Source organism: Telmatospirillum sp. J64-1 (assembly GCF_006980715.1).
Lineage (GTDB): Bacteria > Pseudomonadota > Alphaproteobacteria > Rhodospirillales > Magnetospirillaceae > Oleiliquidispirillum > Oleiliquidispirillum nitrogeniifigens.
In genome coordinates this window covers 205,228-224,343 of record NZ_SBHN01000005.1, presented here as the reverse complement: position 1 = coordinate 224,343, position 19,116 = coordinate 205,228, and the positions used below count along the sequence as shown (strand labels likewise).

Genomic DNA, 19,116 nt, shown 5'->3' with positions numbered 1-19,116 from the left:
CGAGAAACTCGGACCCCTATGGGAGGCGTTTTATGAAGAAGTCCTTGCTGGCAGTGGCGGTTGCCGCTGCCGTCACCTTTGGTGCCCCGGCCGCCAAGGCCGAACAATACATCAATGTCCTGACCGGAGGCACCAGCGGCGTCTATTATCCGCTGGGCGTGGCCCTGTCGAAGCTCTATTCCCAGGCCTTGCCCGACGCCAAGGTCGCCGTCCAGGCCACCAAGGCTTCGGTCGAGAACCTGAACCTGCTGCAGCAGGGCCGGGGCGAAGTCGGCTTCAGCCTGGGCGATTCCGTGTCGGGCGCCTGGAACGGGGACGAGGAACTGGGCTTCACGCGCAAGCTCGACAAGCTGCGCGGCTTGGCCGCCATCTATCCCAACTACATCCAGATCGTCGCCAGCCGCGATTCCGGCATCACCACCCTTGAAGACCTGAAGGGCAAGCGGGTCTCGGTCGGTGCGCCGCGTTCCGGAACGGAAATCAATGCCCGCGCCATCTTCAAGGCCGCCGGCATGTCCTATGACGACCTGGGCAAGGTGGAATATCTGCCCTTCGGCGAATCTGTCGAACTGATCAAGAACCGCCAGCTCGACGCCACCCTGCAATCGGCGGGCCTGGGCGTGGCCTCGATCCGCGACCTGGCGTCCTCGGTTCCGATCACCGTGGTCGAGATTCCGGCCGACGTGGTCGCCCAGATCGGCGATCCCACCTACATCTCCAGCGCCATCCCCGCCGGCACCTATGAAGGCCAGAACGAGGATCGCCAGACGGTGGCGATCATCAATTACCTGGTGACCACCAGCGATGTGCCCGACGACGTGGTCTATGCCATGACCAAGGCCATGTTCGAGAACCGCGACCAACTGGTGGCGGCGCATTCGGCGGCGGCGGGCATCGACATCAAAAAGGCGACCGAGGGCATGCCGCTGCCGCTGCATCCCGGCGCCGAACGCTATTATCGCGAACAAGGGGCGATGAACTAGGACAGGCGGCCTTTCCGGCTGTGACTTCCGCGGACAGGGAGGCATCCCTGTCCGCTTTCTGATCCATTTCCGCTTCAGGTCCGCCGATGCAACCTTACGAAGAGCCGTCATCGCGTCTTGCGACCAGAATCATCTTTCTCGTCGCCGTCATCTTCTCGCTGTTCCAGATCTGGATGGCCGCCTACCACCCCCTGTCCAGCCTGGTGGTGCGTTCGATCCATGTGGGATTCCTGCTGCTGCTGACCTTCCTGCTGACGGCGGGGCAGCGCGGCCTGTGGAAGCCGCTGGATTGGGGCCTGGGCGTGCTGGCCTTCGCCCTCGCCATGTATCATTGGGTCTTCGAGGCCGACATCATCTGGCGGGCCGGCGATCCCTCGACCACCGATCTGGTGGTCGGCGTCGTCGTCATCGTGCTGGTCTTCGAGGCGGGACGGCGGCTGATGGGCTGGGCCCTGCCGACCATCTGCGGCCTGTTCCTGGCCTATGCGCTGTTCGGCGAATACCTGCCCGCGCCGTTGCATCACCGTCCCTACGGCTTCGACCAGATCATCGACCACATGTTCCTGGGGACCGAAGGCATCTACGGCATCCCCACCTATGTCTCGGCGACCTATCTGTTCCTGTTCATCCTGCTCGGCAGTTTCCTCGAACAGGCGGGCATGGTGAAGCTGTTCACCGATTTCGCCATGGGCACCGTGGGCCACCAGCGCGGGGGTCCGGCCAAGGTTTCCACCGTCAGTTCCGCCCTGATGGGCACCATCAACGGTTCCGGCGTCGCCAATGTGGTGACCACCGGCCAGTTCACCATTCCGCTGATGAAGCGCTTCGGCTATCGCCCGGAATTCGCCGGTGCGGTCGAGGCGACGGCCAGCATGGGCGGCCAGATCATGCCCCCCGTGATGGGGGCGGTGGCCTTCATCATGGCCGAAACCCTGGGCGTGGCCTATGTCGAGGTGGTGCGCGCCGCCACCGTTCCGGCGCTGCTCTATTTCGCCACCATCCTGTGGATGGTCCATCTGGAAGCGGGCAAGCGCAACCTGCACGGCCTGCCCAAGGAGGAATGCCCCAATCCCTGGATGGCGGTGCGGAAGCATTTCTACCTGCTGGCGCCGCTGGTCGTTCTCGTCTTCCTGCTGTTCACCGGCTATACGCCGCTCTTTGCCGGAACCGTTGCCCTGGGGCTGACGGTGGTGCTGATCCTGGGCGTCTCGGCCGGCAAGATGATCGGCCCGGTGGGCTGGCGTGTGCTGTTCTGGATGCTGCTGGGCTTGGCCGCCTCGGCCTTCTTCAAATACGGCATCGGCGCGGTCTTCCTGCTGATCGGCGGGCTGGTCGTGGTGAACTTCTTCGCCAAGGGCGGGCGCGATACCTTGTCCCTCACCGTGCGCGGCCTGGAATCCGGGGCGCGCAACGCCCTGGGCGTCGGGGTGGCCTGCGTTCTGGTCGGCACCATCATCGGCACCATGACCCTGACCGGCCTTGCGACCACTTTCGCCCGCGTCATCATCGAGGTGGCGGGACAAAGCCTGTTCCTCAGCCTGGTGCTGACCATGATCACCTGCCTGATCCTGGGCATGGGCATTCCCACCATCCCCAACTACATCATCACCTCCTCGCTGGTGGGACCGGCGCTGCTCGATCTCGGCGTGCCGCTGATCGTGTCGCATATGTTCGTCTTCTATTTCGGCATCATGGCGGACCTTACCCCGCCGGTGGCCCTGGCCGCCTTCGCCGCCTCGGCCATCGCCAAGGCCCCGGCGCTGAAGATCGGCGTGCAATGCGTGCGTATCGCCATCGCCGGTTTCGTCGTGCCCTATATGGCCGTCTACAATCCCGCCTTGCTGTTGCAAGGCGATGATTGGGGCGAGATGGGCTACATGGCCTTCAAGGCGCTGTTCGCCGTCTGCCTGTGGGGTGCGGGATCGGTCGGCTATCTGTTCCAGCCCATGTCCTGGCTGTCGCGCGCGGTGGCGACCGGGGCGGCGGCGTCCCTGGTGATCGCCTCGCCGATCAGCGACAGCATCGGCATCGGCCTGGGCCTGGCCGTGCTGGTCTGGGAATGGCTGCGGGCCCGCGCCGCCGGGGCGGGTGCCAAGGCGTGATCTGCCTGATCGTCGCAGGCGCCCTTGCCGCCGCCTTGCCGGGAGAGGAATTTTCCCTCTCCTGGACCCATTCCGTCGAGAAAACGGTCTGGGAAGAGGATTGGCGCGCCGAGGGCGGCAGGATGATCGCCGTCGAGGCCCGCATCCAGGGATCGGGGGCGGGCATGGAGCCTCCAGATCATGCCGTCAGGCGCGGCGGCTGGTGGGTCTGGCGGCCTGATCTTGCCCCCTTGGCCGAATTGTCGTTGGCGCGGTCGGAGTTCACGCCCGACTACACCATCTGTATCCAGGGGGAATGCCGTCCGATGGCCGAACTGGCGCCGCCCGGCCCGACGCGCATCCGGCCCTGCGATTCCTGAATGCCGTATCTTTTCGACAAAAACCAAACGGGACGATTTGAGGGAGAATGATCATGGCCGAGCGCGCGAGCTTTTCCTGGGAGGACCCGCTGCTGTTCGAGGAACAGCTGACGGATGAAGAACGCATGGTCCGCGACAGCGCCCGCGCCTATTGCCAGGACAAGCTGATGGGCCGGGTGATCGAGGCCAACCGGCATGAGATCTTCCACCGCGAGATCATGACCGAGATGGGCGCGTTGGGCCTTCTCGGCGCGACCCTGCCCGAGGAATATGGCTGTTCCGGTGTCAATCATGTGTCCTACGGCCTGATCGCCCGCGAGGTGGAACGGGTCGATAGCGGCTATCGCTCGGCCATGAGCGTGCAATCCTCGCTGGTCATGCATCCCATCCATGCCTATGGCACCGAGGAACAGCGCCGCAAATACCTGCCCCGGCTGGCGACGGGGGAATGGGTCGGCTGCTTCGGCCTGACCGAGCCCGATCACGGTTCCGATCCCGGCGGCATGAAGAGCCGCGCCAGGAAGGTGGACGGCGGTTACATCCTGACCGGCAACAAGATGTGGATCACCAACAGCCCGATCGCCGACATCGCCGTGGTCTGGGCCAAGACCGAGGACGGCGTGATCCGCGGCTTCATCCTGGAACGCGGCATGGACGGGTTCAGCACGCCCAAGATCGAAGGCAAGTTCAGCCTGCGTGCCTCGATCACCGGCGAGATCGTCATGGATCAGGTCTTCGTCCCGGAAGAGAACCTGCTACCCAATGTCCAGGGGCTGAAGGGTCCCTTCGGCTGTCTCAACAAGGCCCGTTTCGGCATCGCCTGGGGGGCGCTGGGGGCCGCCGAATTCTGCTGGCATGCCGCCCGGCAATATACCCTCGACCGTCAGCAATTCGGCCGCCCGCTGGCCGCCAATCAGTTGATCCAGGTGAAGCTGGCCAACATGCAGACCGAGATCGCGCTGGGCCTGAACGCGGTGCTGCGCTTGGGCAGACTGATGGACGAGGGCAAATGCGCCCCGGAGGCCATCTCGATGATGAAGCGCAACAATTGCGGCAAGGCGCTGGATATCGCCCGCATCGCCCGCGACATGCATGGCGGCAACGGCGTGGCCGACGAATTCCACGTCATCCGTCACGTCATGAACCTGGAAGCCGTCAACACCTATGAAGGCACCCACGATGTTCATGCCTTGATCCTGGGCCGTGCCCAGACCGGCATCCAGGCGTTTTCCGCATAGAGATGCTGGGCTCCGCCCGGACCCGCCAGGAGCCTCGGGCTCCTGGCCCTCGTGTTAACGGATCAGAGCAGGATGAACACGGATAGGGCTGAGCGCTGCATCATGCTTCGAGACGCCGCTGAAGCGGCTCCTCGGCATGAGGTCTCCTTTATGTAAATAAATCAATCAAGTAGTTTCACCCTGAGGAGACCCGCAGGGCCGTCTCGAAGGGTGAGTGGGCCGTGAACTCGAAGCGGCTCAGTCGGCCTGGGCCAGCATCCCATGGGCCGAAGAAAGGTCGAAATGGGCCGGGGTCAGGCATTCCCCGCCTTGGCCACATCCTGCCGCGACATTCAATCCAACAAAGGCGATGAACACACCCAATCCCATGGCGGCAATGGCATTGGCAGTCTTGGCCGTCAGGCCGCGGGCATGCGGGAAGAGCATTTGATCCTCCTTTGTTCTCATCTGATTAGGAACATAACACGAACGATGTGCCTCCGCAAGCTCCCGGAAAAATGTCATAAAGTGCGACATGACTATCCGTGGGAGTGTGCCTATCTTTTGATAGTTTCATGAAAAGAGAGGCTGTTCATGGCGCGCGAGGTGGAGGTCAAGCTGGCTCTGGACCCGGCGATGGTGACGAAATTCCGCCGCAACCCGTCCTTGAAGCAGATGGCGCAGGGCAAGGCGGCAACCAGCAAGCTGGTCAGCACGTATTACGATACCGAGGATGCACGGCTGCGGCGGGCGGGGCTGACCCTGCGGGTTCGCCAGATCGGCGACCGCCGCCTGCAGACGGTCAAGGGCGAGGCCGCCAAGAACAACCCCTATGACCGCTTTGAGGCCGAGACCGAGATTGCCGGCGACATGCCTGACCTGACGGTGGTGCAGGTCGAGGCGGTGCACCAAGCCTTGGGGGGGGCGGAACTGAAGCCGGTCTTCGTCACCGAGATCGAGCGCACCATCTGGCAGTTGGAGATGGAGGGCGCGCGGATGGAATGCGCCCTGGACCAGGGGCGCATCAGCGTTCCCGGCGCGGGCGATTTGACCGAGCCGGTCTGTGAGGTGGAACTGGAATTGATCTCAGGCCCGCCGGTGCGGCTGTTCGAGGTGGCCAAGGCGCTGAACGCGCATACCCCCCTGCGCATCGACCTGACCACCAAGGCCAAACGCGGCTATATCCTGGGCACCGAGATCGAGCCGGAGGCCACGGCCAGCGATGCTCCGGCCTTGAAGGCCAAATACACCACCCGTATCGCCTTTGCAGAAATCCTGCGCTCCTGCCTGTTGCAGATTCTCGCCAACGAGAAGGTCGCGCGGCTGGGCGTGGATATCGAAGGCGTGCACAAGATGCGCGTCGGCCTGCGCCAGATGCGTGCGGCGCTGACTCTGTTCAAGGACGTGCTGCCGGCCCTCGAGCGGGAAGGCATGGCGGTGGCGCTGAAGGATTTCCAGCGCTGCCTGGGCGAGGCACGCGACCTGGATGTCTTCCTGGAAGAGACGCTGAGGCCGCTGTCGGAGCATTTCCCCGACGAGGCGGGGCTGGCCCTGCTGATCGAGGCGGCGCAGGCCGAGCGGGGGAAGGCCTATGACGCCCTGCGCGCGGCCATGGACCAGCCGTCCTTCACCGATCTTCTGCTGGACCTGGAAATCTGGATCCACGGTTGGCGCCATGACGATGAAGGCGCCGGTTCGGCACCGCCTTCGGACGTCAATGACTGGCTCGACCGGCCGGTCAAGGATTTCGCGGCCAAGGCCTTGAACAAGCGCTATCGCAAGGTCGGCAAGCTGGGGCGGCATATCAAGGACCTGCCCATGCCCGAACTGCACGCGCTGCGCATCGAATTGAAGAAGCTGCGCTACGGGGTGGAGTTCTTCGCGTCCCTCTATCCCGCCAGCAAGAGCAAGCGCCTCCTGCGCCGTCTGAAGGACTTGCAGAACGTCCTGGGCGACATCAACGATTCTGTCGCCCACCGCCAGTTGCTCGACCGTTTGCACAAGGCGGGATCGGAGCGCGCGGAGGGGCTTATTCTCGGATGGTCCGCCGGGCGAGCCGCCATAGAACGAGACGAACTGGAAGATTTGTGGGATGATTTCGTTGAGATCAAACCATTCTGGTGAGCAGCGGACGCATGGTGCAGGAAAAGGGACGGGCGCGGGGCCTGCCGAAAGGCAGGCAGGTTGACGAGACGTCTTTGGCGGAGATCAGGACCCTTCTGCAGGACAGGGATCTGCGCCGGGACTTGCTGATCGAGCATCTGCATCTGGTGCAGGATCGATACGGCCACCTCGCCAAGCGTCATCTCGCCGCCCTGGCCGAGATCATGCGCCTGCCGATGGCGGAGGTGTACGAGGTCGCCACCTTCTACGCCCATTTCCATGTGGCCGAGGATGACCAGCCCGCGCCGCCGGCCCTGGTCCGCATCTGCGGCGGTCCGTGCTGCCGCATGGCCGGTTCCGCTGAGCTTGCCGCCCGGACGGCGGAGCGCCTGGGCGCGGACGGGCAGGTCGAGGTGGCGCCCTGCATCGGCCGCTGCGACCGCGCCCCGGCGGCGACGGTGACCAAGCCCGGCGGTGCCTTCGCCCTGGTGGACGGCCAGGATGCGGAAGGCATCGTCCAGACCCTCCGCAGCCTCCAGCCGCTTCCCGAAACCCTGCCGCCCGCGACCTTGGACGCCTATCGCGCCAAGGGCGGCTATCTTCTTCTCCATGACTGTCTGACCGGGCGGCGCAGCCGCGACTCCGTGCTGGACGCACTGGATGCGGGCGGATTGCGCGGCCTGGGCGGGGCGGGCTTTCCCACCGGGCGCAAATGGCGGGCCGTGCTGGGCCAGCCCGGCCCCCGCCTGATGGCCGTCAATGCCGACGAGGGAGAACCCGGCACCTTCAAGGACCGTCATCTGCTGTCGACCGATCCCCATCGCGTGCTGGAAGGCATGCTGATCGGCGCCTGGATGGTCGAGGCCAAGGACGTCTACATCTATCTGCGCGACGAATATCCCGACCTGCATCGCAACCTGCGTGCCGAGATCGCGGCGGTAACGGAAGCCGGGCTGGCCCCGGATGTGCGGATTCACCTGCGGCGTGGCGCCGGGGCCTATGTCTGCGGTGAAGAATCCTCGATGATCGAAAGCCTGGAGGGCAAGCGCGGCCTGCCGCGCCATCGTCCGCCGCTGGTGGCCGAGAAGGGGCTGTTCGGCCATCCCACCCTGGTCAACAATGTCGAGACTCTGTGGTGGGTGCGCGCCGCCATCGAGACGCCGGAACGCTATGGCAAGGTTCCGCTGCGCTTCTATTCCGTCTCGGGCCGTGTGGCCGAACCGGGGGTGAAGCTGGCCCCGGCCGGTGTCACCATGCGCGAGCTGATCGAGGAACATTGCGGCGGCATGGCGCCGGGCCATGAATTCCGGGCTTATCTGCCGGGCGGCGCCTCGGGCGGCATCTTTCCGGCCTCGCTGGGTGACCTGCCGATGGATTTCGGCAGCTTTCAGCCCCATGGCGGCTTCATCGGCTCGGCAGGCGTCATGGTGCTGTCGCAGCAGGATGACCTGAAGGCCCTGGCGGTCGAACTGACCCGCTTCTTCGCCGAGGAATCCTGCGGCCAGTGCACGCCTTGCCGCATCGGCACCCATAAGGCGGTGGACTTGCTGTCCCGGCCCGATTGGGATGCGGATTTGCTCGAGGAACTGGGCCAGGTGATGGCCGACGGTTCCATCTGCGGCCTGGGACAGGCCGCCCCCAATGTCTGGCGGACCCTGATGCGCCACTTTCCCCAGGAGTTCGAGCGCAAGGAGATGGCCCTGTGATTCGCTTCAATCTGGACGGAACCGAAGTCGAGGCGCAGCCCGGGGAAAGCATCTGGCAGGTGGCCCGGCGCCTGGGCAAGACTCTGCCCCATCTCTGCCATCGCCCGGAGCCGGGCTACGAGGCCGACGGTAATTGCCGCGCCTGTCTGGTCGAGGTGGCGGGCGAGCGGACCCTGGCGGCGTCCTGCATCCGCCAGCCGCGCCCCGGCATGGTGGTCCATACCGATTCCCCGCGGGTCGAGAAGGCGCGCAAGGCGGTCTTCGAATTGCTGCTGGCCGACCAGCCGGAGGAATTGCCCGACAGCCGCTTCAAGCATTGGGCGGACAAGCTGGGGGTGACGACCAGCCGCTATTCCCGCGACGAGGCGCCGGCGCCTGATCTCAGCCATCCCGCCATGGCCGTGCGCCTGGATGCCTGCATCACCTGCGGCCTGTGCATGCGGGCCTGCCGTGACGTCCAGGTCAATGACGTGATCGGCCTTGCCGGGCGCGGCTTCGGTACCAAAGTGGTGTTCGACCTGGACGATGCCATGGGCCATAGCTCCTGCGTCGGCTGCGGCGAATGCGTCCAGGCCTGCCCGACCGGTGCCCTGCTGCCCGCCAAGCCCCTGGCGGTGGAACGGGAGGTCGAGACCCTTTGCCCCTATTGCGGCGTCGGCTGCCAGGTCACCGCCAAGGTGGCGGGGAACGAGATCGTCGCGGTGGAAGGCCGCAACGGCCAGGCCAACCAGAACCGCCTCTGCGTCAAGGGCCGCTTCGGCTACGGCTATGTCCATAATCCCCAGCGCCTGACCAAGCCGCTGATCCGCAAGCCGGGCGTTGCCAAGAGCCTGGACGGCAATCCGCGCGACCAGTTCCGCGAGGCCAGCTGGGAAGAGGCCCTCGAAGCCGCGGCGGGCGGCCTGAAGGCGATCCGCGACCGCTTCGGCGGCCAGGCCCTGGCCGGTTTCGGTTCGGCCAAGGGATCGAACGAGGAAGCCTATCTGTTCCAGAAGCTGGTCCGCACCGGCTTCGGCACCAACAATGTCGATCACTGCACGCGGCTCTGTCATGCCTCGTCGGTGGCGGCGCTGATGGAAACCATCGGTTCGGGCGCCGTCACTGCGCCGGTCAGCGAGTGCTTGAATTCGGACGTGATCTTCGTCATCGGCGCCAATCCCAGCGTCAACCATCCGGTCGCGGCCAGCTTCATGAAGAATGCCGCCCGCGCCGGGGCCAAGTTGATCGTCGCCGATCCGCGCGGGCAGGCCTTGTCGCGTTATGCCAGCCATATGCTGCGCTTCCGCCCCGGCAGCGACGTATCGCTGCTCAACGCCCTGATGAACGTGATCGTCGAGGAAGGCCTGCATGATCCGGCCTATGTCTCGGCTTTCACCGAAGGCTTCGATGTCTTCGCCGCCCATATCGCCCAATTCACCCCGGAACGCATGGCGCCGATCTGCGGCATCGACGCCGAGACCCTGCGCGAGGTGGCCCGCGCCATCGCCACGGCCAAGGGCGCGATGATCTTCTGGGGCATGGGCGTGTCCCAGCATGTCCACGGCACCGACAATGCCCGCTGCCTGATTTCCCTGGCGCTGCTTTGCGGCCATGTCGGCAAGAAGGGGGCGGGGCTGCATCCCCTGCGCGGCCAGAACAACGTGCAGGGCGCGTCGGATGCCGGGCTGATCCCGATGGTCTATCCGGGCTATCAGCGGGTGGACAACCCGGATGTCCGGGCGCGTTTCGAAAGCCTGTGGGGCCAGTCGCTGGATCCCAAGCCGGGCCTGACGGTGGTGGAAATCTGCGACGCCGCGCTGAAGGGCGATATCAAGGGGCTCTATGTCATGGGCGAGAATCCGGCCATGTCGGACCCGGATCTCGACCATGTGCGTGCCGCCCTGGCCGCCTTGGACCATCTGGTGGTGCAGGATATCTTCCTGACCGAGACGGCGGCCTTCGCCGATGTGGTCCTGCCTGCCGGTGCCTTCTTCGAGAAGACCGGCAGCTTCACCAATACAGACCGCCGGGTGCAGATGGCCCGCCGGGTGCTGGCTCCGCCGGGCGAGGCGCGGGACGATTGGGCGATCATCCAGGACATCGCCTGCCGCCTGGGGCTGAACTGGCATTACGCCGGACCGCACGAGGTCTTCGAGGAGATGCGTTGGGCGATGCCCGGCTTCGAGGGGATTTCCTGGCAGCGCCTGGAACGGGAGGGCGCGGTGACCTATCCCTGCGCCGCCGAGGACCGGCCGGGCGAGGAGGTCCTGTTCGGCGACGGCTTCCCGACTGCCAGCAAGCGCGGCAAGCTGGTTCCGGCCAGCCTGCTGCCGCCGGACGAGGCCCCGGATGGCGACTTCCCCATGGTGCTGATCACCGGCCGCGTGCTGGAGCATTGGCATACCGGCAGCATGACCCGGCGCAGCAGCGTCCTGGATGCGCTGGAGCCGGAAGCCACCGTCCAGCTTTCTCCCGATGATGCCAGGCGGCTGGGGGTCGGGCCGGGCGATTCCGTCACCGTGGCGACGCGGCGCGGCAGTATCACCTGTGCCGCCCGCATCGACCGCAACATCGCCGAAGGGACGCTATTCCTGCCCTTCTGCTTCGCCGAAGCCCCGGCCAACCGTCTGACCAATCCGGCGCTCGATCCCTTCGGGAAGATCCCGGAATTCAAATACGCGGCGGCGCGGGTGAGCCTTCCCGGCGAGACCCGTCCGTCGAGAGGGGCTTTCCGTTCTTCCCGAAGCGAGGCCCAGGCCACCTGAGGCGGACATAGCCTCGTCCAGCGGCTGCCGCCCGGTAAAGGGGCGGCAGCCGTTTCTTCAGGTCGTCTTGCTCCCGTCCACTTGGATTTCATCTTCCGCCTGGACCAGCCGTTTCTCGTGTGCACGCAGCAATTCGGCCGAGGGAATGGCGGCCAGCCAGCGCAGGCCTGCGACGCTGGAGATGTTGGAATAGGCACGCCTGCGTTCCGTCAGATAGGTCTTCACCAGGGTCTTGTGATCGACCTGGCCTTCTTCATGGACCATGCTCAGGCGATGCATGGAATAGAGGCCCAGCACGCAGGCGAAGGCGAAGAAGAAGTCCCAGGCCTGGAAGCTCAGCGTATCGAAGGTGACCCGCTCCCACGGGCTTTCCCATTGGACGGTCAGGGTCATCTGGCGCTGGGAGAAGAAGTCGGCGAACATGCCGCCAATGATCGGTGCCAGACCCGAGGCGAGGGCGGAGATCATGCCGTTCATGGCCAAATAGGGAGTGGCCTTGCCTTCCGGCGACAGCTTCAGCGCGATATTGGCCGCCGTCAGCAGCACACCCGCCGTGGCGATGCCCATCAGCCCGTGCAGCAGGAAGAGCAGCGGTATCGTATAGGCATGGCGGTCCGGAAAGGTGGTGAAGGTCCAGCCCAGGAAACACAGGATGTAGAGCGGGCCGCAGATGGACAGCACCGTCTTGTTGCTGGTGCGGTCGGCCAGCCTGCCCCAGGTGCCGAGGAAGGCCATGTTGGCGACCTGGCTGAAGATGGTCAGCAGGATCACGTCCTGCATGGACAGGTGAAGCTGCTGAAGCATGTAGACCACGAAGAAGGGCGAGGCCAGGTTGACGGCAAAGCTCCAGGCCGCCAGGAACATCATCAGCTTGCGGAAATTCTCGTTGCGATAGGGCTCGACCAACAGGCTGGTCAGCGAGGCATGCTTGGTCACCGGCGGCATGCGGGGCTCAGGGGTGCGCGACAGAAGGACGGCGCCGATCAGCCCGGCCACGCCTGCGACGGCAAAGAAGATATTGTAGATAGCGGCGGAGTGGTCGGGATAACTAGTCTGCCACTGGTCGATCAACCGCCCGGCGCCATAGCTGAGAATGGCGCCGATCAGGGTCATGCCGAAGAGCCGGCGGCTGAAGTAATTGCCCAGCCGCTTGGAAGGCAGCAGGTCGCGCATCCAGGAATTCCAGCTGCATCCGCCCACCGCCCCGAAGGCTGCATAGAGGATGAGCGCGCCGACCAGCCCATAGAGAGCCATGCTCGGCGGCAGGAAGAAGGTCAGGGCGATGACGAACAGGAACAGACGTGAAAGGACGCTGGCACCCACCGTCAGCAGCTTGCGCATGCGCACCCGCTCGATCAGCAGGATCGACGGCACTTGCACCAGTTGTGCCAGGAAGGGGATGGCCGCCAGCAGGCCGATGATGGTGTTCGAAGCCCCCAATTGCAGCGCATAGGCGCTGAGGAAAATACCGCTGGTCAGCGACGTCATGGCCTGGGTGGTCAGGCCTTCATGCAGCACCATACGCATGCTGCGTTCGACATCCGCCTCGGAGAGTCTCCTGGCGGGAATAAAGGAACGAATGAAACTTCCTCTAGGCACGGGTTTCCCAATCTTCATGCATGACAGCCCCTATTTCGGAGAAGGGGAGACATTCCGATTATTGTGAAGGCTGGTGCGGTGCGGCTTTCGGCACTGCTACCGCGAAAGGCAGACGTAACGCTCCCCAGATGGGAAGCGTTCCGCGCCGATCCAGATAAAATTCCGGAAGCCCGATGAAAGAGCGGCAGCCGGATCATCATCGCGGGCGAGGGGATCCGGCTGCTCCCGCATGGGTGTGTCCTAGTGCAGGCGGTTCTGGGTGTTCTTGTTCTTCAGCCCGTCATGGCTGTGCTGCAGGTCGAGCGTGGCGGCGGGCTGCTGGCGGACGAAATCCTGGACCATCTGGCCCGGCCCGCCCTTGGCGATCGTCGTGCCGCCATCGGCGAACCATAGGGCGCCGGTCACGTAGCTGGCTTCGTCCGAGGCCAGGAAGGCGAAGACATTGGCCATTTCCTCCGGCGTGCCGCGTCGGCCCAGCACGGTGCCGGCCACCAGCATCTGTTCCATCTGCTCGTCCATCGGTCCGGTTTCCTTATGGGTCCAGGCGGTATCGATGGGACCGGGGCAGACGCAATTGGCGCGCACGCCATAGCGGCCTTGTTCAAAGGCGATGCCGCGCATGAAGGCATGGACGAAGCCCTTCGAGCCGCCATAGGGGGCGTTGTTGCCGATCCCCACCTCGCCCGATTCGGACCCGGTGGACAGCACCACGCCGCGTGTTTCCTGCAGATGGGGCAGGGCGAACTTGGTCATCAGGAAGACGGTGCGGATGTTGTTCAGGATGGTCCGGTCGAAATTCTCGACGGAATAATCCTGGCATTCCGCCACTTCCAGAAAGACCCCGGCATTGTTGACCAGGACGTCCAGCTTGCCGAAACGTTCGATGGCCTTGGCGACGCAGGCCTTGGCCGCCTCTTCCTCGGCGATGTCGCCGAGGAAGGCCTCGGCTTCGCAGCCTTGCCGGGACAGGGCCTGGGCGACGTCTTCCACCGGATCGCTCTCGAATCCCGCCAGGACCAGCTTCGCGCCCTCGCGGGCGAATTTATGGGCGATGGCTTCCCCGATCCCGGTGCCTGCGCCCGTGATGATCGCCACTTTGCCGTCCAGTCTTCCGGCCATGGAAAGCTCCTCTTTCTTGAAAAGTCTGCTTCCTCAACGGGAGGCTCGGCCCCTTTGTTCCCTTTTCCGAAACGGGAGGAGGGATATTGGTTGAATCAAAATAGTTCTGATCCTAATTATATCCCATGCAGTCATCTTCCCCATCCCCTCGTGCCCGCTTCGGTTTCCAGTTCGTGGTCCTCGCCCGGCGTTGGCGGCGGGCCCTGGACGAAAGGCTGGCGGCGCTCCATCTGACCGACGCGACCTGGGCGCCGTTGGTCCACCTTGCCGTCTCGGGCGAGGGCATCAATCAGAAAGATCTCGCCGCCTTGGTGGGAATCGAAGGTTCCAGCCTCGTGCGCCTTCTCGACATCCTGGTGAGCCGCGGCCTCATCGAGCGGCGCATGGATCCGGCCGACCGCCGCGCCAAGCTGATCTTCCTGACGCCAGCCGGGCGGCAGGCGGTGACGGAGATCCGGCAAATCCTGGTTCAGGTCGAGGAAGAAATTCTGGCCGATCTGAGCGATGCCGAAATCGAATCGGTGCTCGATATCTTCGGCAGGATCGACCAGCGCCTTCAGATCCTTCGTGAAGAACAGGAAAGCCGCTCGTGAATCTGCAGGGCATGGTGTCTCGGCTGGGATTCGATGGAAGCCGCCTGGGCTTCACCCTGCCCACGGCCTTGGCGGCCTGTCTGGCGCTGCTTGCGGCCTGGCTGCTGGGATTGGAGCATCCGCAATGGTCGGCGATGACCGTCTGGGCGGCCTCGCAGCCCGTGCGCGGGCAGCTCCTGGAAAAAAGCTTCTTCCGCTTCGCCGGAACCGTAAGCGGCACGATCGTGGGCATCCTGCTTGTCGTGGCCTCGGACAATCAGCCGGTTGTCCTGGTCTTGGGCTTGGCGGCATGGGTCGGCCTCTGTGCCGGAATCGGCAATCTGCAGCGAAGCTTCGTCTCCTACGGCACCATGCTGGCCGGTTATTCGGCGGCCATGGTCGCCTTGCTCGATACCGCCCATCCCGACCAGGTCTATGCACTGGGGGCTGACCGGCTGCTGACGGTGCTGGTCGGCGTGGTGACGGCGCTTGTCGTCGGCTGGCTGTATACCCGCAAAGACGCGGGAGAGGAGGTTCTCGGCAGCGTCCGCCATCTGTCTGCCCGCATTCTCCGCGACATGGCGTCCCATCTGCGGGGCGAGCAGGGCGGGGGGCGTGAAGAGCTGAAGGTCATTCTCTCGGAAATGGCGGCCATCGAGGAAAGCCTCGATCCCCATGGCGCGGGCTCGCTGCGCTCGCGCCAGATGGTGCGGGGCATCCGCAGGCTGCTGCTTGCGCAGGTGTCGGCGCTGCTCTGGTTGCGCACCGCGCCTGCCGCCCCGGAAGAGGAAGGCTTGGGGTCTGCGCTCATCCAGGCCGCCGACGCGCTCGATGCCTCGGCTCCGGCGGAGGCTGTGACGGCCCCCCTGGAACGGGCGGTTTCCCTTTCCGCCGCCCATCCGGCATTGCAGGGCGTCCTCATGCGGATGGAGGCCGCGCTTCGCGAGCATCTGGGGACGTCCGCAGGCGCTGCACGAAGGCAGCGGCAGCCCGAGCCCGTTATCCTGCACCGAGACTGGATCGGCGCCCGCCACGCCCTGATTCGCGCCGTCAGTGCCATCCTTTTCGTGGGAATGCTTTGGCTTCTCACCGGCTGGGCCAGCGGTCCCTACATGCTGTTGGGCACGGCGATCATGCTATCGCTGTTCTTGACCTTCGATAATCCGGCGCTGACCATGCGCTTCATCTTCATGGGGCAAGTGCTGGGGGCAGCCGGTGCCCTGATATGCCGTTGGCTCGTCTGGCCTCTGGCGACGGGCGAGGCGGGACTGGTCTTGCTGACGATGCCCTTCATTCTCCTGGGCGCGTTCGTCCTGTCGCATCGGCGTACCATGGCGGGCGGCATGGATTTCAACATGGTGATGCTCCTGCTCTTGCAGCCGGTCTATCCTCTGGCCGGAAGTTTCGGACATTCCCTGACCATGGTGGCCGCCGTGCTGACGGGTCCGACGGTCGCTTTCATCGCCTACAGGCTGATCTATCCCGTCGATATCCGGCGGCGGATGGACATGCTGGTCACGATGATGGTGCATGAATTGCAGGATATGGCGGCCGCTTCGGGCAAGCCGGAAAAACAGCATCTGTGGCGTGTGCGGCTTTATCACCGCCTGCTCAGGCTGGTCCGCTGGACGGAGAAAACAGGGGAAGAGAAGATTTCCGCCGCCGATGGAAGTCTTGCGGTCCTGGAACTCGGCAGCGCCATCCGGTGCATGCAGGCGCTGCTGCGTGAGCCGGATGTCGCGCCTGCCACGGCGCGAAGCCTCGACGCCGCACTGAAGCGGATGCGCCGCCTGGGAGAAAGGCCCGAGAGCGCAAGGCGGGCGCTGGACCTTGCGGCCTTGCGGCTGTCGCGGCAGGCTCGCGCCGAGGCCGATCAGTTAAGGTCCGCCGCAGCCGGTCTTTCCGCTAATCTGGGATTTTTCCTGCGCGCTGCGGGGGAAGGCCGCTAGACCTCGATCACCGCATAGGGCTTGCCGCCTTCCTTGATGACCGGTTGGGCGCAATTGTAGACGGGGATGCCCTTGGGCGTGCGCCCGGTGAAGCTGCCGTGATGGGCATGGCCGTGGAAGACGGCGGCGACGTCGAAGCGGTCGATCACCTCGGCCAGGCGCGAGGAACCGAGGAAGGGGAAGATTTCGGGCGGCTCGCCTTCGACCGTGGCGGCGATGGGGGCGTAATGCAGCACCACGACGATCCGGTCGCAGTTCAGCGCCGCTAGGTGGCGTTCCAGGGCCTTGGCCTCGATCTCGGCTTCCTCGACGAAATGCTTGATCGCGCTTTCGCCGAAGGCCGAGAGCATCCGCCGGTCGAAGCCTCCAGCGAAGCCTTTGACCCCGGCGAAGCCGACGCCGTTGATTTCATGGGATTGTTCTTCGAGAAACAGGACACCGGCCTCGCCGAGGACGCGCATCACCTCTTCCGGGATGCCGCATTCATGGTCGTGATTGCCAAGCACCGCCACGACCGGGACCTTGCAGGCCTGCAATTCCTTGCCCAGCAATTCGGCTTCCTTGATGGTGCCCAGATTGGTCAGGTCGCCGCACAGGGCGACGACGTCGGCCCGTTCCGACATTTCGGCGAAAAGGTCGTGCAAGGGCGGGAAATCCCCCATCTTCCGGTCGGTCGAGGCGTGGAGGTCCCCAATGGCGGCGATTCGCATCGTGCCATTCTCATTTTTCATGAATCTTCTCCCCTCCGCCGACGGCATCGGCGAATCCCCATTCCGTCACGTCGATCAGGTAATCGTCGCGGGCCATCAGCCGCCCCCGGCAGATCTTGATGCGCGGGGCAGGCAGGGAGGCGCGCCGGTTCAGCCTGGAGAGCAACTCGTCCAGCACCCAGCCGGGGATCAGGTCCCGTTCGCTGGGATAGATGAAGCGGAAGTTCAGGACATGGATCATCAGGACTTCCCAATACTGGTCCATATAGGCCAGCAGCCGGGCCCAGTCGATCTGGTCGTGCTGCTTGAGGATCAGATGCATCACGTCCGCGCCGTCGTAGCGGTCGCGGTTCTGGATGAAGGCCTTGGACCAGACCAGTTCGGTGGGCGGGGTGATCTGCACCTCGCAGCCCAGAACTTCCGTCGTGCGGGCCTCGGCGAACCATTGCTCCGTCACCGGGGTCAGCGCGGTGGTCGAATTGAAGATCACATCGAAGAAGTGCGGCCCCTGATGGACCTTGGCCAGCCAGCGTTCGTCCTCGATCTCGGCGCACCAGCCCAGGTCGCGGAAATGGCTGAGGATGCGGGTATAATCGCCGGCCTTGCAGAAGACGTCGATATCCTTGGTGGGGCGGTTGATGCCGGTATAGGCGCGTACCGCATAGGTGCCGCCCAGGAGGAAAGGCACGCCCGAAGCCGTCAGCTCCTTCAAGCTGGCCACGTAGAAGGCTTCGGCTTCGGGCGACGACATTTCCGTGCCACGCTGGGTCTGACCATGCTGTGTATGGGTCGTCATGAAGTCCCCGTCATGCGGCTTGAGGTCGGGTCACGCCTTCCGGGCCGCATCCGGCGGCGTCATTGTCTTCAACACTTACGGGGCAGTCGGGTTCTCCTCTTCCGCTGCGGGAAAGAGCGCGGCATGATGACGGCTTTGCACCAGCGGAAAGAAGCGATGCCGGTTCTGTATGTGGCGCGTAGCGTGAAGTTGTCGAAATGGGCGGCCGATGTGGGCCTGGGCAAGCATGTCTACAAGGTCGGCTGCGTCGAGGATGCCCCCGCCGAGATGGTCAAATCCGCCGACTGGGCCGGTGAAAGCGACTGGACTTTGGTCAAGAAGCAGGAGGTCGAGGAAGCCCTGACGGAAGAGGAGGTGATCGAGCGTCTGGGCCGCAAGGAAAAGATGGTCGATCCCAATCTCTATCCCCGCATCAAGGGGCTGCAGGGATTGTTCAAGGTCAAGCAGGCCAATGTGGAGAACCATATCCTGGTCTCGCGCGCCCTGTCCGGCGGCCCCACGCCCGACCTCAAGGTCAAGCCCGCCGATTTCGCCACCTATCTGATCAACAACGCTCGCAAGTAAAGAGACGGGCTGGATTCGTTTCCGGCGCCGTACCATCTTCTGCGCCGAGACAGGAAGGAGAGGGCGATGACGGAGAAAGCGACTTTCGGAGCGGGCTGCTTCTGGGGCATTGAGGTGAAGTTCCGCAGCCTGCCCGGCGTGGTGGATGCCGCCGTGGGCTATATGGGCGGCCATCTCGACAATCCCAGCTACGAACAGGTCTGCACCGACCGGACCGGCCATGCCGAGGTGGTGCAGGTGGAGTACGATCCCACCCGCATTTCCTATGAAGACCTGCTGGACCTGTTCTGGCAGATCCACGATCCGACCACGCTGAACCGCCAGGGGCCGGATGTCGGCAGCCAGTACCGCTCGGTCATCTTCACCCATACCGAGGAACAGGCCGAAGCCGCCCGCCGCTCGAAGGAGCGGCTGGAAAGCTCGGGCCGGTTCAGCCGGCCGATCGTCACCGAGATCACGCCCGCCGCTTCCTTCTGGCGGGCCGAGGAATATCACCAGCGTTATCTGGAAAAACGCGGCCTGGCCTCCTGCGGGATCTGAGCCTGACCGTAAAGAGAAGGGCGTGAGGGAGGATTTCCTCCTCACGCCCATTT

At 64.5% G+C, this 19,116-nt stretch carries 16 protein-coding genes; 11 read left to right on the top strand and 5 right to left on the bottom strand.

Translation table 11 applies throughout. The features are described from left to right. Positions 1-32: 32 nt before the first annotated feature. From EPD66_RS07010 to EPD66_RS06995, 4 genes are all read left to right on the top strand, one after another. Complete coding sequence (locus EPD66_RS07010) at positions 33-983, top strand: TAXI family TRAP transporter solute-binding subunit (protein ID WP_142847763.1); 951 nt, start codon at positions 33-35, stop codon at positions 981-983. Positions 984-1,069: 86 nt separating this feature from the next. After that, the gene (locus tag EPD66_RS07005; RefSeq protein WP_142847762.1) at positions 1,070-3,085 is read left to right on the top strand and encodes a TRAP transporter permease; all 2,016 of its coding nucleotides are present in this window, start codon (positions 1,070-1,072) and stop codon (positions 3,083-3,085) included. After that, positions 3,082-3,444 (top strand): DUF1850 domain-containing protein, encoded by a 363-nt coding sequence (locus tag EPD66_RS07000; RefSeq protein WP_255448393.1) that lies wholly within the window; start codon positions 3,082-3,084, stop codon positions 3,442-3,444. The genes EPD66_RS07005 and EPD66_RS07000 overlap by 4 nt, the downstream gene beginning before the upstream one ends. A gap of 53 nt (positions 3,445-3,497) precedes the next feature. Beyond that, entirely contained in the window at positions 3,498-4,682 is a 1,185-nt protein-coding gene (locus tag EPD66_RS06995; RefSeq protein WP_142847760.1) for an acyl-CoA dehydrogenase, read from the top strand. A 237-nt stretch (positions 4,683-4,919) separates the two neighbouring features. Here EPD66_RS06995 and EPD66_RS06990 read toward each other — a convergent pair whose 3' ends face one another. Then, the gene (locus EPD66_RS06990; RefSeq protein WP_142847759.1) at positions 4,920-5,108 is read right to left on the bottom strand and encodes a hypothetical protein; all 189 of its coding nucleotides are present in this window, start codon (positions 5,106-5,108) and stop codon (positions 4,920-4,922) included. 147 nt (positions 5,109-5,255) lie between these two features. Between EPD66_RS06990 and EPD66_RS06985 the strand changes: the two genes are divergently transcribed. Genes EPD66_RS06985 through fdhF form a run of 3 tightly spaced genes read left to right on the top strand, consistent with a single transcriptional unit; the run spans position 5,256 to position 11,214 of the window. Then, positions 5,256-6,785 carry a CYTH and CHAD domain-containing protein gene (locus EPD66_RS06985; protein ID WP_142847758.1) on the top strand — a complete coding sequence of 510 codons (1,530 nt, stop codon included), beginning with the start codon at positions 5,256-5,258 and terminating at the stop codon, positions 6,783-6,785. Beyond that, complete coding sequence (locus EPD66_RS06980) at positions 6,782-8,470, top strand: NADH-ubiquinone oxidoreductase-F iron-sulfur binding region domain-containing protein (protein ID WP_255448392.1); 1,689 nt, start codon at positions 6,782-6,784, stop codon at positions 8,468-8,470. Before EPD66_RS06985 ends, EPD66_RS06980 begins: the two co-directional genes overlap by 4 nt. Next, entirely contained in the window at positions 8,467-11,214 is a 2,748-nt protein-coding gene (gene fdhF, locus EPD66_RS06975; protein WP_221930900.1) for a formate dehydrogenase subunit alpha, read from the top strand. Before EPD66_RS06980 ends, fdhF begins: the two co-directional genes overlap by 4 nt. A 57-nt stretch (positions 11,215-11,271) precedes the next feature. Here the strand turns inward: fdhF and EPD66_RS06970 are convergent, their stop codons facing one another. Further along, positions 11,272-12,741, bottom strand: coding sequence for an MFS transporter (locus tag EPD66_RS06970; protein WP_185961293.1), 1,470 nt, complete (start codon positions 12,739-12,741; stop codon positions 11,272-11,274). A gap of 312 nt (positions 12,742-13,053) precedes the next feature. Next, a complete protein-coding gene (locus tag EPD66_RS06965) occupies positions 13,054-13,932 on the bottom strand; it encodes an SDR family NAD(P)-dependent oxidoreductase (RefSeq protein WP_142847755.1) in 879 nt (292 codons plus the stop codon). A 125-nt stretch (positions 13,933-14,057) separates the two neighbouring features. On the opposite strand from EPD66_RS06965, the gene EPD66_RS06960 reads away from it, so the two are divergent. Together EPD66_RS06960 and EPD66_RS06955 are read left to right on the top strand one after the other, a co-directional pair. Further along, complete coding sequence (locus EPD66_RS06960) at positions 14,058-14,525, top strand: MarR family winged helix-turn-helix transcriptional regulator (RefSeq protein ID WP_142847754.1); 468 nt, start codon at positions 14,058-14,060, stop codon at positions 14,523-14,525. Next, on the top strand, positions 14,522-16,453 hold the full coding sequence (locus tag EPD66_RS06955; protein WP_221930899.1) for an FUSC family protein: 1,932 nt from the start codon (positions 14,522-14,524) through the stop codon (positions 16,451-16,453). The genes EPD66_RS06960 and EPD66_RS06955 overlap by 4 nt, the downstream gene beginning before the upstream one ends. Here EPD66_RS06955 and EPD66_RS06950 read toward each other — a convergent pair. Next, on the bottom strand, positions 16,450-17,184 hold the full coding sequence (locus EPD66_RS06950; protein ID WP_142847753.1) for a metallophosphoesterase: 735 nt from the start codon (positions 17,182-17,184) through the stop codon (positions 16,450-16,452). The two genes, EPD66_RS06955 and EPD66_RS06950, sit on opposite strands and share 4 nt — an antisense overlap. Then, a complete protein-coding gene (locus tag EPD66_RS06945; RefSeq protein WP_142847752.1) occupies positions 17,174-17,959 on the bottom strand; it encodes a nucleotidyltransferase family protein in 786 nt (261 codons plus the stop codon). The genes EPD66_RS06950 and EPD66_RS06945 overlap by 11 nt, the downstream gene beginning before the upstream one ends. Before the next feature lie 156 nt (positions 17,960-18,115). Here EPD66_RS06945 and EPD66_RS06940 point away from each other — a divergent pair, with 156 nt between their 5' ends. Beyond that, positions 18,116-18,523, top strand: coding sequence for a hypothetical protein (locus tag EPD66_RS06940; RefSeq protein ID WP_142847751.1), 408 nt, complete (start codon positions 18,116-18,118; stop codon positions 18,521-18,523). Between the two features lie 66 nt (positions 18,524-18,589). Next, positions 18,590-19,063, top strand: a complete 474-nt coding sequence (msrA, locus tag EPD66_RS06935; protein ID WP_142847750.1) for a peptide-methionine (S)-S-oxide reductase MsrA — start codon at positions 18,590-18,592, stop codon at positions 19,061-19,063. Positions 19,064-19,116: the final 53 nt, after the last annotated feature.

Coding starts and splice junctions, on each gene's coding strand:
- EPD66_RS06995 (WP_142847760.1), top strand. CDS start 3,498: ATGGCCGAGCGCGCGAGCTTTTCCTGGGAGGACCCGCTGCTGTTCGAG.
- EPD66_RS06960 (WP_142847754.1), top strand. CDS start 14,058: ATGCAGTCATCTTCCCCATCCCCTCGTGCCCGCTTCGGTTTCCAGTTC.
- EPD66_RS06985 (WP_142847758.1), top strand. CDS start 5,256: ATGGCGCGCGAGGTGGAGGTCAAGCTGGCTCTGGACCCGGCGATGGTG.
- EPD66_RS07010 (WP_142847763.1), top strand. CDS start 33: ATGAAGAAGTCCTTGCTGGCAGTGGCGGTTGCCGCTGCCGTCACCTTT.
- EPD66_RS06945 (WP_142847752.1), bottom strand. CDS start 17,959: ATGACGACCCATACACAGCATGGTCAGACCCAGCGTGGCACGGAAATG.
- EPD66_RS06965 (WP_142847755.1), bottom strand. CDS start 13,932: ATGGCCGGAAGACTGGACGGCAAAGTGGCGATCATCACGGGCGCAGGC.
- EPD66_RS06940 (WP_142847751.1), top strand. CDS start 18,116: ATGCCGGTTCTGTATGTGGCGCGTAGCGTGAAGTTGTCGAAATGGGCG.
- EPD66_RS06990 (WP_142847759.1), bottom strand. CDS start 5,108: ATGCTCTTCCCGCATGCCCGCGGCCTGACGGCCAAGACTGCCAATGCC.
- EPD66_RS06950 (WP_142847753.1), bottom strand. CDS start 17,184: ATGAAAAATGAGAATGGCACGATGCGAATCGCCGCCATTGGGGACCTC.
- EPD66_RS07005 (WP_142847762.1), top strand. CDS start 1,070: ATGCAACCTTACGAAGAGCCGTCATCGCGTCTTGCGACCAGAATCATC.
- msrA (WP_142847750.1), top strand. CDS start 18,590: ATGACGGAGAAAGCGACTTTCGGAGCGGGCTGCTTCTGGGGCATTGAG.
- EPD66_RS06970 (WP_185961293.1), bottom strand. CDS start 12,741: ATGCGTATGGTGCTGCATGAAGGCCTGACCACCCAGGCCATGACGTCG.